This window comes from Bacillus sp. FSL K6-1005, assembly GCF_038000225.1.
GTDB classification, from domain to species: Bacteria; Bacillota; Bacilli; order Bacillales; family Bacillaceae; genus Bacillus; species Bacillus mojavensis.
The window spans coordinates 3,337,620-3,351,114 of the sequence record NZ_JBBOBP010000001.1; the positions used below are offsets into that span (position 1 = coordinate 3,337,620).

At 47.0% G+C, this 13,495-nt stretch carries 7 protein-coding genes, 6 tRNA genes and 4 rRNA genes; 2 read left to right on the forward strand and 15 right to left on the reverse strand.

Annotated elements, in window-relative coordinates; translation table 11 throughout:
* Positions 1-33: 33 nt before the first annotated feature.
* The 10 genes from NST16_RS17145 to NST16_RS17190 all read right to left on the reverse strand — a co-directional run bounded on the left by NST16_RS17145 (position 34) and on the right by NST16_RS17190 (position 7,208).
* A 16S ribosomal RNA gene (locus NST16_RS17145) occupies positions 34-1,583 on the reverse strand.
* A gap of 176 nt (positions 1,584-1,759) precedes the next feature.
* Positions 1,760-1,835: transfer RNA gene (locus NST16_RS17150), tRNA-Ala, on the reverse strand.
* A 7-nt stretch (positions 1,836-1,842) separates the two neighbouring features.
* A tRNA-Pro gene (locus NST16_RS17155) sits at positions 1,843-1,919 on the reverse strand.
* A 23-nt stretch (positions 1,920-1,942) separates the two neighbouring features.
* Positions 1,943-2,019 (reverse strand) — tRNA-Arg (locus NST16_RS17160).
* A gap of 37 nt (positions 2,020-2,056) precedes the next feature.
* Positions 2,057-2,131 (reverse strand) — tRNA-Gly (locus NST16_RS17165).
* A 65-nt stretch (positions 2,132-2,196) separates the two neighbouring features.
* Positions 2,197-2,269: transfer RNA gene (locus NST16_RS17170), tRNA-Thr, on the reverse strand.
* 2 nt (positions 2,270-2,271) lie between these two features.
* Positions 2,272-2,346, reverse strand: a tRNA-Asn gene (locus tag NST16_RS17175).
* A 45-nt stretch (positions 2,347-2,391) separates the two neighbouring features.
* Positions 2,392-2,507: ribosomal RNA gene (rrf, locus tag NST16_RS17180) — 5S ribosomal RNA — on the reverse strand.
* Between the two features lie 54 nt (positions 2,508-2,561).
* Positions 2,562-5,489 (reverse strand): 23S ribosomal RNA (locus tag NST16_RS17185).
* Between the two features lie 169 nt (positions 5,490-5,658).
* Positions 5,659-7,208, reverse strand: a 16S ribosomal RNA gene (locus NST16_RS17190).
* The 16S, 23S and 5S rRNA genes sit together here with 6 tRNA genes alongside, the layout of an rRNA operon.
* 352 nt (positions 7,209-7,560) lie before the next feature.
* Between NST16_RS17190 and pdaB the strand changes: the two genes are divergently transcribed.
* The gene (gene pdaB / locus NST16_RS17195; protein ID WP_168746789.1) at positions 7,561-8,325 is read left to right on the forward strand and encodes a polysaccharide deacetylase family sporulation protein PdaB; all 765 of its coding nucleotides are present in this window, start codon (positions 7,561-7,563) and stop codon (positions 8,323-8,325) included.
* 1 nt (position 8,326) lies between these two features.
* Here the strand turns inward: pdaB and kbaA are convergent, their stop codons facing one another.
* Complete coding sequence (gene kbaA / locus NST16_RS17200) at positions 8,327-8,923, reverse strand: KinB-signaling pathway activation protein (protein WP_340887737.1); 597 nt, start codon at positions 8,921-8,923, stop codon at positions 8,327-8,329.
* A gap of 109 nt (positions 8,924-9,032) precedes the next feature.
* On the opposite strand from kbaA, the gene gerD reads away from it, so the two are divergent.
* A complete protein-coding gene (gene gerD, locus NST16_RS17205) occupies positions 9,033-9,590 on the forward strand; it encodes a spore germination lipoprotein GerD (protein WP_010332792.1) in 558 nt (185 codons plus the stop codon).
* A gap of 37 nt (positions 9,591-9,627) precedes the next feature.
* Here the strand turns inward: gerD and salA are convergent, their stop codons facing one another.
* The 4 genes from salA to NST16_RS17225 all read right to left on the reverse strand — a co-directional run bounded on the left by salA (position 9,628) and on the right by NST16_RS17225 (position 12,974).
* Entirely contained in the window at positions 9,628-10,686 is a 1,059-nt protein-coding gene (gene salA / locus NST16_RS17210) for an iron-sulfur carrier protein/transcriptional regulator SalA (RefSeq protein WP_010332791.1), read from the reverse strand.
* A 95-nt stretch (positions 10,687-10,781) separates the two neighbouring features.
* A complete protein-coding gene (gene cwlD, locus NST16_RS17215) occupies positions 10,782-11,495 on the reverse strand; it encodes an N-acetylmuramoyl-L-alanine amidase CwlD (RefSeq protein WP_010332790.1) in 714 nt (237 codons plus the stop codon).
* 59 nt (positions 11,496-11,554) lie between these two features.
* Positions 11,555-11,998: a DUF2521 family protein gene (locus NST16_RS17220; protein ID WP_326205235.1), complete on the reverse strand. Its 444-nt coding sequence runs from the start codon at positions 11,996-11,998 to the stop codon at positions 11,555-11,557.
* Positions 11,999-12,206: 208 nt separating this feature from the next.
* Positions 12,207-12,974, reverse strand: a complete 768-nt coding sequence (locus NST16_RS17225; protein WP_340887744.1) for a class I SAM-dependent methyltransferase — start codon at positions 12,972-12,974, stop codon at positions 12,207-12,209.
* Positions 12,975-13,495 lie beyond the last annotated feature (521 nt).

The following is a 13,495-nucleotide window of genomic DNA, read 5'->3' on the forward strand; positions in this document are numbered from 1 at the left end:
ACCCAAGGTCTTATATTCCGTAAATATCCTTAGAAAGGAGGTGATCCAGCCGCACCTTCCGATACGGCTACCTTGTTACGACTTCACCCCAATCATCTGTCCCACCTTCGGCGGCTGGCTCCATAAAGGTTACCTCACCGACTTCGGGTGTTACAAACTCTCGTGGTGTGACGGGCGGTGTGTACAAGGCCCGGGAACGTATTCACCGCGGCATGCTGATCCGCGATTACTAGCGATTCCAGCTTCACGCAGTCGAGTTGCAGACTGCGATCCGAACTGAGAACAGATTTGTGGGATTGGCTTAACCTCGCGGTTTCGCTGCCCTTTGTTCTGTCCATTGTAGCACGTGTGTAGCCCAGGTCATAAGGGGCATGATGATTTGACGTCATCCCCACCTTCCTCCGGTTTGTCACCGGCAGTCACCTTAGAGTGCCCAACTGAATGCTGGCAACTAAGATCAAGGGTTGCGCTCGTTGCGGGACTTAACCCAACATCTCACGACACGAGCTGACGACAACCATGCACCACCTGTCACTCTGCCCCCGAAGGGGACGTCCTATCTCTAGGATTGTCAGAGGATGTCAAGACCTGGTAAGGTTCTTCGCGTTGCTTCGAATTAAACCACATGCTCCACCGCTTGTGCGGGCCCCCGTCAATTCCTTTGAGTTTCAGTCTTGCGACCGTACTCCCCAGGCGGAGTGCTTAATGCGTTAGCTGCAGCACTAAGGGGCGGAAACCCCCTAACACTTAGCACTCATCGTTTACGGCGTGGACTACCAGGGTATCTAATCCTGTTCGCTCCCCACGCTTTCGCTCCTCAGCGTCAGTTACAGACCAGAGAGTCGCCTTCGCCACTGGTGTTCCTCCACATCTCTACGCATTTCACCGCTACACGTGGAATTCCACTCTCCTCTTCTGCACTCAAGTTCCCCAGTTTCCAATGACCCTCCCCGGTTGAGCCGGGGGCTTTCACATCAGACTTAAGGAACCGCCTGCGAGCCCTTTACGCCCAATAATTCCGGACAACGCTTGCCACCTACGTATTACCGCGGCTGCTGGCACGTAGTTAGCCGTGGCTTTCTGGTTAGGTACCGTCAAGGTACCGCCCTATTCGAACGGTACTTGTTCTTCCCTAACAACAGAGCTTTACGATCCGAAAACCTTCATCACTCACGCGGCGTTGCTCCGTCAGACTTTCGTCCATTGCGGAAGATTCCCTACTGCTGCCTCCCGTAGGAGTCTGGGCCGTGTCTCAGTCCCAGTGTGGCCGATCACCCTCTCAGGTCGGCTACGCATCGTTGCCTTGGTGAGCCGTTACCTCACCAACTAGCTAATGCGCCGCGGGTCCATCTGTAAGTGGTAGCCGAAGCCACCTTTTATGTTTGAACCATGCGGTTCAAACAAGCATCCGGTATTAGCCCCGGTTTCCCGGAGTTATCCCAGTCTTACAGGCAGGTTACCCACGTGTTACTCACCCGTCCGCCGCTAACATCAGGGAGCAAGCTCCCATCTGTCCGCTCGACTTGCATGTATTAGGCACGCCGCCAGCGTTCGTCCTGAGCCAGGATCAAACTCTCCGATAAAGTAGTTTGACTGACTACGCACATCGCTGTGCGATTTTATAATAAAACTTGAATTAACAGGTACGTTTTGTCTTGTTTAGTTTTCAAAGATCATTTTGTTTATCGCTTTGTTAAAGCAACTTTATTAGTATACAACGTCACTTTTTCAAAGTCAACAACTTTTTTTGAATCTTTTTTGGTGGAGCCTAGCGGGATCGAACCGCTGACCTCCTGCGTGCAAAGCAGGCGCTCTCCCAGCTGAGCTAAGGCCCCATAAAAATGGTCGGGAAGACAGGATTCGAACCTGCGACCCCATGGTCCCAAACCATGTGCTCTACCAAGCTGAGCTACTTCCCGATTCCTCATATTAAAATAATATATGGCGCGCCCGAGAGGAGTCGAACCCCTAACCTTTTGATCCGTAGTCAAACGCTCTATCCAATTGAGCTACGGGCGCACTTTCACTTGTATCGAATCCCGTTGGGATGAAATAATGGAGCGGAAGACGGGATTCGAACCCGCGACCCCCACCTTGGCAAGGTGGTGTTCTACCACTGAACTACTTCCGCATATCGCAATAAAAAAAGCTTTCTCTTTTTTGAGAAACCTTGGTAAGAGTAATGCATTTAAATAAAGCTTCCAAGCGGGCTCGAACCGCTGACCTCTTCCTTACCATGGAAGTGCTCTACCTGCTGAGCTATGGAAGCAATGGCTCCGCAGGTAGGATTCGAACCTACGACCGATCGGTTAACAGCCGATAGCTCTACCACTGAGCTACTGCGGAATGATATAAGCTTCATAAACAAACATGGTAGAAATAGATAAAACTGCTTGGCGGCGTCCTACTCTCACAGGGGGAAACCCCCGACTACCATCGGCGCTGAAGAGCTTAACTTCCGTGTTCGGCATGGGAACGGGTGTGACCTCTTCGCTATCGCCACCAAACAATTTGAGAGTGTTCTCTCAAAACTAGATAACAGGTGTGACATCATTAGAAATTAGGTTAAGTCCTCGATCGATTAGTATCTGTCAGCTCCATGTGTCGCCACACTTCCACCTCAGACCTATCAACCTGATCATCTTTCAGGGATCTTACTTCCTTGCGGAATGGGAAATCTCATCTTGAGGGGGGCTTCATGCTTAGATGCTTTCAGCACTTATCCCGTCCGCACATAGCTACCCAGCGATGCCCTTGGCAGAACAACTGGTACACCAGCGGTGCGTCCATCCCGGTCCTCTCGTACTAAGGACAGCTCCTCTCAAATTTCCTGCGCCCGCGACGGATAGGGACCGAACTGTCTCACGACGTTCTGAACCCAGCTCGCGTACCGCTTTAATGGGCGAACAGCCCAACCCTTGGGACCGACTACAGCCCCAGGATGCGATGAGCCGACATCGAGGTGCCAAACCTCCCCGTCGATGTGGACTCTTGGGGGAGATAAGCCTGTTATCCCCGGGGTAGCTTTTATCCGTTGAGCGATGGCCCTTCCATGCGGAACCACCGGATCACTAAGCCCGACTTTCGTCCCTGCTCGACTTGTAGGTCTCGCAGTCAAGCTCCCTTGTGCCTTTACACTCTGCGAATGATTTCCAACCATTCTGAGGGAACCTTTGGGCGCCTCCGTTACCTTTTAGGAGGCGACCGCCCCAGTCAAACTGCCCACCTGACACTGTCTCCCCGCCCGATAAGGGCGGCGGGTTAGAAGGTCAATACAGCCAGGGTAGTATCCCACCGATGCCTCCACCGAAGCTGGCGCTCCGGTTTCCAAGGCTCCTACCTATCCTGTACAAGCTGTACCAACATTCAATATCAGGCTGCAGTAAAGCTCCACGGGGTCTTTCCGTCCTGTCGCGGGTAACCTGCATCTTCACAGGTACTATAATTTCACCGAGTCTCTCGTTGAGACAGTGCCCAGATCGTTGCGCCTTTCGTGCGGGTCGGAACTTACCCGACAAGGAATTTCGCTACCTTAGGACCGTTATAGTTACGGCCGCCGTTTACTGGGGCTTCAATTCGCACCTTCGCTTACGCTAAGCGCTCCTCTTAACCTTCCAGCACCGGGCAGGCGTCAGCCCCTATACTTCGCCTTACGGCTTCGCAGAGACCTGTGTTTTTGCTAAACAGTCGCCTGGGCCTATTCACTGCGGCTCTCTCGGGCTTTCACCCTAACAGAGCACCCCTTCTCCCGAAGTTACGGGGTCATTTTGCCGAGTTCCTTAACGAGAGTTCTCTCGATCACCTTAGGATTCTCTCCTCGCCTACCTGTGTCGGTTTGCGGTACGGGCACCTCTCACCTCGCTAGAGGCTTTTCTTGGCAGTGTGGAATCAGGAACTTCGCTACTAAATTTCGCTCGCCATCACAGCTCAGCCTTATGGGAAACGGATTTGCCTATTTCCCAGCCTAACTGCTTGGACGCGGATATCCAATACCGCGCTTACCCTATCCTCCTGCGTCCCCCCATTGCTCAAATGGTGAGGAGGTGGTACAGGAATATCAACCTGTTGTCCATCGCCTACGCCTTTCGGCCTCGGCTTAGGTCCCGACTAACCCTGAGCGGACGAGCCTTCCTCAGGAAACCTTAGGCATTCGGTGGAGGGGATTCTCACCCCTCTTTCGCTACTCATACCGGCATTCTCACTTCTAAGCGCTCCACCAGTCCTTCCGGTCTGGCTTCACAGCCCTTAGAACGCTCTCCTACCACTGTTCGAAGAACAGTCCGCAGCTTCGGTGATACGTTTAGCCCCGGTACATTTTCGGCGCAGAGTCACTCGACCAGTGAGCTATTACGCACTCTTTAAATGGTGGCTGCTTCTAAGCCAACATCCTGGTTGTCTAAGCAACTCCACATCCTTTTCCACTTAACGTATACTTTGGGACCTTAGCTGGCGGTCTGGGCTGTTTCCCTTTCGACTACGGATCTTATCACTCGCAGTCTGACTCCCAAGGATAAGTCATTGGCATTCGGAGTTTGACTGAATTCGGTAACCCGGTAGGGGCCCCTAGTCCAATCAGTGCTCTACCTCCAAGACTCTTACCTTGAGGCTAGCCCTAAAGCTATTTCGGAGAGAACCAGCTATCTCCAGGTTCGATTGGCATTTCACCCCTACCCACACCTCATCCCCGCACTTTTCAACGTGCGTGGGTTCGGGCCTCCATTCAGTGTTACCTGAACTTCACCCTGGACATGGGTAGATCACCTGGTTTCGGGTCTACGACCACGTACTCATGCGCCCTATTCAGACTCGCTTTCGCTGCGGCTCCGCATCTTCTGCTTAACCTTGCACGGGATCGTAACTCGCCGGTTCATTCTACAAAAGGCACGCCATCACCCGTTAACGGGCTCTGACTACTTGTAGGCACACGGTTTCAGGATCTCTTTCACTCCCCTTCCGGGGTGCTTTTCACCTTTCCCTCACGGTACTGGTTCACTATCGGTCACTAGGGAGTATTTAGCCTTGGGAGATGGTCCTCCCGGATTCCGACGGAATTTCACGTGTTCCGCCGTACTCAGGATCCACTCTGGAGAGAACGAAGTTTTGACTACAGGGCTGTTACCTTCTATGGCGGGCCTTTCCAGACCTCTTCATCTACCTCGTTCCTTTGTAACTCCGTATAGAGTGTCCTACAACCCCAAGAGGCAAGCCTCTTGGTTTGGGCTAATCCCGTTTCGCTCGCCGCTACTCAGGGAATCGCATTTGCTTTCTCTTCCTCCGGGTACTTAGATGTTTCAGTTCCCCGGGTCTGCCTTCTCATATCCTATGAATTCAGATATGGATACCACTCCATTACGAGTGGTGGGTTTCCCCATTCGGAAATCTCCGGATCAAAGCTTGCTTACAGCTCCCCGAAGCATATCGGTGTTCGTCCCGTCCTTCATCGGCTCCTAGTGCCAAGGCATCCACCGTGCGCCCTTTCTAACTTAACCGTTAAAAAGAATCACTATGTGATATCTTGTGTTACTAATTGAATGTGATGTCTACTGTTATCTAGTTTTCAAAGAACACGTTTCGAAGGAATGATCCTTCAAAACTAAACAAGACAGGGAACGTTCTGTTTATAAGACCCAAGGTCTTATATTCCGTAAATATCCTTAGAAAGGAGGTGATCCAGCCGCACCTTCCGATACGGCTACCTTGTTACGACTTCACCCCAATCATCTGTCCCACCTTCGGCGGCTGGCTCCATAAAGGTTACCTCACCGACTTCGGGTGTTACAAACTCTCGTGGTGTGACGGGCGGTGTGTACAAGGCCCGGGAACGTATTCACCGCGGCATGCTGATCCGCGATTACTAGCGATTCCAGCTTCACGCAGTCGAGTTGCAGACTGCGATCCGAACTGAGAACAGATTTGTGGGATTGGCTTAACCTCGCGGTTTCGCTGCCCTTTGTTCTGTCCATTGTAGCACGTGTGTAGCCCAGGTCATAAGGGGCATGATGATTTGACGTCATCCCCACCTTCCTCCGGTTTGTCACCGGCAGTCACCTTAGAGTGCCCAACTGAATGCTGGCAACTAAGATCAAGGGTTGCGCTCGTTGCGGGACTTAACCCAACATCTCACGACACGAGCTGACGACAACCATGCACCACCTGTCACTCTGCCCCCGAAGGGGACGTCCTATCTCTAGGATTGTCAGAGGATGTCAAGACCTGGTAAGGTTCTTCGCGTTGCTTCGAATTAAACCACATGCTCCACCGCTTGTGCGGGCCCCCGTCAATTCCTTTGAGTTTCAGTCTTGCGACCGTACTCCCCAGGCGGAGTGCTTAATGCGTTAGCTGCAGCACTAAGGGGCGGAAACCCCCTAACACTTAGCACTCATCGTTTACGGCGTGGACTACCAGGGTATCTAATCCTGTTCGCTCCCCACGCTTTCGCTCCTCAGCGTCAGTTACAGACCAGAGAGTCGCCTTCGCCACTGGTGTTCCTCCACATCTCTACGCATTTCACCGCTACACGTGGAATTCCACTCTCCTCTTCTGCACTCAAGTTCCCCAGTTTCCAATGACCCTCCCCGGTTGAGCCGGGGGCTTTCACATCAGACTTAAGGAACCGCCTGCGAGCCCTTTACGCCCAATAATTCCGGACAACGCTTGCCACCTACGTATTACCGCGGCTGCTGGCACGTAGTTAGCCGTGGCTTTCTGGTTAGGTACCGTCAAGGTACCGCCCTATTCGAACGGTACTTGTTCTTCCCTAACAACAGAGCTTTACGATCCGAAAACCTTCATCACTCACGCGGCGTTGCTCCGTCAGACTTTCGTCCATTGCGGAAGATTCCCTACTGCTGCCTCCCGTAGGAGTCTGGGCCGTGTCTCAGTCCCAGTGTGGCCGATCACCCTCTCAGGTCGGCTACGCATCGTTGCCTTGGTGAGCCGTTACCTCACCAACTAGCTAATGCGCCGCGGGTCCATCTGTAAGTGGTAGCCGAAGCCACCTTTTATGTTTGAACCATGCGGTTCAAACAAGCATCCGGTATTAGCCCCGGTTTCCCGGAGTTATCCCAGTCTTACAGGCAGGTTACCCACGTGTTACTCACCCGTCCGCCGCTAACATCAGGGAGCAAGCTCCCATCTGTCCGCTCGACTTGCATGTATTAGGCACGCCGCCAGCGTTCGTCCTGAGCCAGGATCAAACTCTCCGATAAAGTAGTTTGACTGACTACGCACATCGCTGTGCGATTTTATAATAAAACTTGAATTAACAGGTACGTTTTGTCTTGTTTAGTTTTCAAAGATCATCATGCTTCTTAACGAAGCAGCTTTATTACTATAACATTCAGCTTCTTTTAAGTCAACACCTTTTTTAAAAGGTTAATGAAGCTTTTATTTGTTGTCAGCTGTTCATCAGCGACGAATAATAATATAACATGGTTACTATTAAAAGGTCAATAACTAAATTAATCTGGTTTTAAAGAGACTTTTATTCAGTTATATTCATTTGGCCAGGCACATAAGATGTAACACAAGAATGATGGACAAGATAAGGAGGCATCATCAGTGAATCACTTCTATGTATGGCACATAAAACGCGTTAAACAATTGATTATTATACTTATCGCCGCATTTGCTGCAGCCAGCTTTTTTTATATTCAAAGAGCTGTGCCGCTCCCTGTGTTTTCGACTGACAGCGGACCGAAAGCCATTTATAAAGGAGAAACAGATTCAAAAGACATTGCTCTTACCTTTGATATCAGCTGGGGTGATAAAAAAGCCGAGCCTATTCTTAATACCCTGAAAGCCAACGGCATCAAAAACGCGACTTTTTTTCTTTCCGCTTCTTGGGCCGAACGCCACCCGGACACGGTGGCTCGCATTGTAAAGGACGGCCATCAAATAGGGAGTATGGGTTATGCTTATAAAAACTATGCAAATCTAGAGGATAGTGAAATAAAAAAGGACATTAATCGAGCGCAGACCGCCTTTGAAAAATTAGGAATTAAAGACATACGGCTATTAAGACCTCCTACCGGTCAGTTCAATAAAAATGTCCTATCAATCGCAAAGCAGTACAACTATACAGTCGTTCACTATAGTGTAAATTCCCATGACTGGACGAATCCAGGTGTTGAAAAAATCGTCGATAATATAAACCGTCAAGTTTCAGGAGGAGACATTATTCTTTTACACGCCTCAGACTCAGCTAAACAAACAGAAGAAGCCCTGCCTGAGATTATCCATCATATAAGAGAAAAAGGCTTAAAAAATGTCAACGTGGGGGATCTCATAGCAAACACAGATGCTAAATCCGCCGAGGTAAAATAAATTATTTCGCTGCAAACTTCGGCAGCATCAGTAATTGAAAAGCATTACACGCCATTAACGGAAAGAGCATTAAGTAAAGCCAGTCCTCATCATTTACTCTGAGCGCAGGAAACCATTCCAATGCAGTGATCACAACCATTAAAAATAAAGATGACACAAACGTTTTCTTTGAGGACTGCTTTTGTTTTATATACGCGGTAAGCAAACCGAAGATCATTAAAAATAACGGCAGCCAAGCATAGCCAGCCATTGATTCTCCGCTATCTCCAAAAAATAAAAACCGCACGTACATTAAATCAAAAGCGACAAACAGGATCAAAAACAGCTGCAGTAGATTCCATAAAGATAAAGATCTTAATATTTCGAGAGCAAACCGGTGGACTGTTAAAAACACGAAAAAGCCCATTTGACTGATGACACTAAAAATCATGCCGACACCGATAAACCAAAATAAAACAGAGAAAATCTGGCCCGCTTCAAAATTCAGAAACAGCTCCTTATACTCCCCCCATTTTAAAGCAAAACCCACAATACTCGTGACAACCGCTCCAACAGCTAAAATAGAAAAGAAAAAACGAACTAAGCCACGGCTTTTCATTTCTTTATTCAACCCCTCAAAAATCGCACATCGCGATATTTTCTTATGTATAATTCCAACCGAATGAATCATATTAAAAGTAAGATAAGTATGTGAAAGGAGCTTAAGCATGTCAAAAGCCAAAACGCTATTGATGGGCTGTTTTTTGATATTATCTGTAACAGCTTGCGCTCCAAAAGACCAAGCAGCGGATATGGATTATGATCAGACCAAAAAAATGGTTGTTGATATATTAAAAACAGATGATGGAAAGAAAGCAATTAAGGAATTATTAAACGATGATGCGATGAATGAAGCACTGGTGATTGATCAGGATGCCATTAAAGGAACAATAGAAAAAACACTTACCTCTAAAAAAGGTGCGGATTTTTGGAAAAACATCTTTGAAGACACTGAATTTGCGGAAAGCTTTGCTAAAACCCTTCAAACAGAACATGAAAAAGTAATTAAAAAGCTGATGAAGGATCCGGATTATCAGAAGATGCTGATGAGTGTTATGCAGGACCCGGGAATGAATAAAAAATACAGCGAATTGGCAAAAAGCCAAGAATTCCGCAGTTATTTAGAACAAGTAATTACCGAAACACTTTCTAGTCCGCTTTACAAAAAACAGTTCGAAGATGAACTGAAAAAAGCAGCAGCAGAAACCGCTAAAGAAGGTGAGTAAAGGGAAGCCGGGATCAAAAAATCCCGGTTCGCCTTTTTTATATTTGCACTTCCATTTTTTCAACGACTTTTTTTGCAATGTCATGATATATTTCACCGATTGGATGGCTTGCGTCATAAACAGACGGAGCAAATTGGTCTTTATCCCAATCAGGCTGCTTTAACGGTATTCTGCCGAGCAAAGGCACTTTAAGCTCCTCAGCAAGTTTATCTCCGCCGCCTTTGCCAAAGACATATTCTCTTTCCCCAGTCTTTGCACTTTCATAATAAGCCATGTTCTCTATGACGCCAACGACCTCATGATCTGTTTTAATAGCCATAGATCCCGCTCTGGCCGCAACAAAGGCTGCAGTCGGATGCGGCGTTGACACGATAATTTCTTTACTGCTCGGAAGCATCGTATGTACATCAAGTGCGACGTCCCCTGTTCCAGGCGGAAGATCGAGAACGATATAGTCTACTTCTCCCCATTCTACTTCGTGGAAAAAGTTGTTGAGCATCTTGCCCAGCATTGGCCCTCTCCAGACGACAGGAGCATTTTCTTCAACGAAGAAGCCCATCGACATGACCTTTACACCGAAGCGTTCAACAGGAAGCAGTTTGTCTCCTTCAATTGTTGGACGCACTGTAATCCCCATCATATCCGGCACACTAAAGCCATAGATATCCGCGTCAATTAAACCGACCTTTTTCCCAAGCCGAGCCAGAGAAATAGCAAGGTTCACTGACACAGTTGATTTGCCTACTCCGCCTTTTCCGCTCGCTACAGCAAGGAAAACCGGCGGGTTATCCATAGTTAACAATGTTTTTTTCTCAGTTGACGGCGCCCGAAATTTCGCAACTGTTTCTTCAGGCAGCTCTTCAAATCGAAGGCCTACCGTCTCAGCGCCTGCCCCTTTTAAGACGTTTACGATTTCTTGCTGAACCTGCATTTGTTCTGCTGTCCCGGTTTTTGCAAGAGCCACTTTCACACTGACATGCCGTTTTTCAGGCTTTATTTTTACTTCCTTAACGGCATCCAATTCTCCCAGAGGTCTTTGAAGAAAAGGTTCGCGCATTTCACCGACTAGTTTTCTTACTTCATCTTCTCTTATCATCGAACCTCACCCTTTTGTGTATTCGTTTACAAACAGTATTATATCATACATAAACAGCGGGTGTCTTATGCTTAGAACCATGAGAAAACCCTCCTTTACTCCGGAGGGTCGCCTTTTTCTGTAAAGTATCTCAATATTCCTTTATATATGGAAGATGCCACTTTGTCCTGATATTTCGGTTTTCCCAGCATCTTAGCTTCGCCAGGATTGGATAAAAAACCGACTTCTACAAGCGCACCTGGTTTTGTGACGTTTTGCATTAAGTAAATTCCATGAATTCGCTTTGCTTTTCGGGTTGTATTCTCTAGGTTTGTTCTCAACTCATCCTGGATGTATTTTGCAATTTTCTCGTTTTCCTCGTATTTTCCGTAATAAAAGCTTTGGGCTCCGCTCCATTTTTGTGACGGGATTGCATTAAGATGAATGCTAAGGTAGAGCTCAGCCTCTGAGTTGTTAATTAATTTCACTCGCTGTCTTAAGTCTTCCCCTTTTCGCCTACTATAGCCTCTTGTCCCTTCAGGAGCTAGATCGGTGTCACTTTCTCTAGTCATCACCACTAGGGCCCCTTGTTCCTGAAGATAATCCCTGACTCTGAAGGCCACCTCCAGAGTTATATCCTTCTCTAACAGCTTGCCGCCTACTGCTCCTCCGTCCGGCCCGCCATGACCTGGATCAAGGTAAATAATTTTCCCGCTCAAAGGCAGACTCCATGGATTCCAAGAATCGCTATTGTTGAATTGATACTTGAATAGAAACAGTAATACGATAAAGCCTAGCATAAAACTGAGCCATTTAAGCTTTTTCCTCATCCCTTCCCCTCCCGCTTGTCCGTTATTACATAAGTATGGGACAGGGGTGGGAAATATGATTAACGCATACGAAGCTTACATTGTTTTTCTCTTTGGACAAACCCTTCTGTCCACCAATCTTTGATGAATTTTCGCGCTGCTTCATATACTGTGTTTTTATCAAATGTTGAGTATTGCTCATGTGTCCAATGATAAAGGTATTCAAAAAACTCCAAACGAAGCTCTTCCTCTTCCCTTGCGGAGCGGGCACTAACACTTTGCATAGATTCTCCATAATACCCGAAAACCCCAAAACGCCCGCCTAACAAATAAGCTTCTATCGCAAAATCAATACAGCCTTCAGTCATAACGTCCCTTTCATCCTGCAAAAATGGAAATAATGGAGTAAGACAGGCCTTTACAGACTGAATGATTTGTCTAAGTGAGAGTTCTTTAAGCAAGTTTTTTTCTAATTCAAAATCCTTTTGCCGTTTCACATCCATAAAAGACAGTACCTCTGCCATACAAATTCACTCTCCTTTTACCGGTTATTTTGAGGTTTGGGAGGTGAAACCATGCCCGAATACGGTTGGAAATTCGACCAAATGAAGGTGTCGATAACTTGAACATCTAAAAAAAGCAGCTTTCTGCGGGGGAGGGAATGTGGGTTCGCTTGTAAGTGCAGAGGCATCACAATAATAAAAAGCAGCTCCCTCTAATAGGTCGCTGCCTTCATACTTTAATGCTTCTTGTTGCAGAATATGTATTAATGTATTGATCCAGCACAAAACCGCCTTTATCTTCATAAAAACCAGTGACGATAAAACCGGCGTCGAGCTGTCCCTTAATTTGATCTTCTAAGGAATGCCCGAATTCCAGCGCTTCATTATTTTCAATCAGCTTTTTCACCTTATGTTTTGGAAGATCTTCTGAGTCGGCGTATGGAATGGAGTGCTTTACTTTTAAAACGCCCTGCTCTTCTAATTCAATGTCAAACAGAAAAACAACTGGATTAACAAACCCCGAGATTAAAGTGCCATTTCTTTTCAGCACGCGGTGTGCTTCTTTCCAGACCGGCAGGATATTTTCAACAAAAACATTGGCAACTGGGTGTACGATGAAATCAAATGATTCATTTTCAAATTGACTGAGATCATCCATACTTGCTTTAACGGTACGTATGGTCAAGCCGTCGCGATCAGCAACCATTCTGTCCTGCTCCAGCTGCTGTTCTGAGTTATCTAAGACTGTGACATCCGCTCCGGCTGCCGCCAAAACCGGGGCCTGCTGTCCGCCTCCTGAGGCCAAACAAAGCACCTTCAAGCCTTTTACAGGAGGAAACCAATCCTTTGGCACATTTTTAATAGGGGTTAACCTGATATCCCAAATCCCTCTTTTTGCTTGTTCAATGACATGCCGCTCTACAGCAACAGTCCATTCATTGCCTGTTTCTACTTTTTGATCCCAGGCTTTGCTATTATGATCTACTAACGCATTCATGAATCGTTCTCCTTACTTTAATGTTTAGAGTATAACAAATATTTCTATATTGATACCGCTTTCCCTTTGCATATTCAGAAAAAAATTCATAAAACCGCAATAAATTCACAAAGGAGATGTGTGATTTTATGGCTAGTGAATATAATATCACTTTTTCAAATCAAATTAATGGTAGAGCACTTGATGCCGGCATTACACTTTGCATTGCCCTATAGCATTTGACACTTTTGTAAGAATGCCTATGATGTAATAGGCCCTTTGTTAAACAAGGTTCTGTATTTCCAACAACGAAGGAACGTTTTGATTACAAGCGATAAATGCGTATACCATTTGCAAAGGACTTTTGGATATATAGAACTCATCGTTCGTTTACAGGCGCTTAAGATAGATCATTAAGCATTGAATTGAAAAAGTGATACATTTTGTGCTGGGAACTGTTAAAAGCATACACGATTGCGAAACCTTGTGAGAAAGACCAGCAATGAAAAAAGGGTCATTTTAATAGCCAAAAACAGATGCCT

Bases quoted from the DNA above. Each gene is read 5' to 3' on its own strand.
- kbaA (WP_340887737.1), bottom strand. From the start codon at position 8,923: ATGAAAAGCCGTGGCTTAGTTCGTTTTTTCTTTTCTATTTTAGCTGTT.
- gerD (WP_010332792.1), top strand. From the start codon at position 9,033: ATGTCAAAAGCCAAAACGCTATTGATGGGCTGTTTTTTGATATTATCT.
- salA (WP_010332791.1), bottom strand. From the start codon at position 10,686: ATGATAAGAGAAGATGAAGTAAGAAAACTAGTCGGTGAAATGCGCGAA.
- cwlD (WP_010332790.1), bottom strand. From the start codon at position 11,495: ATGAGGAAAAAGCTTAAATGGCTCAGTTTTATGCTAGGCTTTATCGTA.
- NST16_RS17220 (WP_326205235.1), bottom strand. From the start codon at position 11,998: ATGGCAGAGGTACTGTCTTTTATGGATGTGAAACGGCAAAAGGATTTT.
- NST16_RS17225 (WP_340887744.1), bottom strand. From the start codon at position 12,974: ATGAATGCGTTAGTAGATCATAATAGCAAAGCCTGGGATCAAAAAGTA.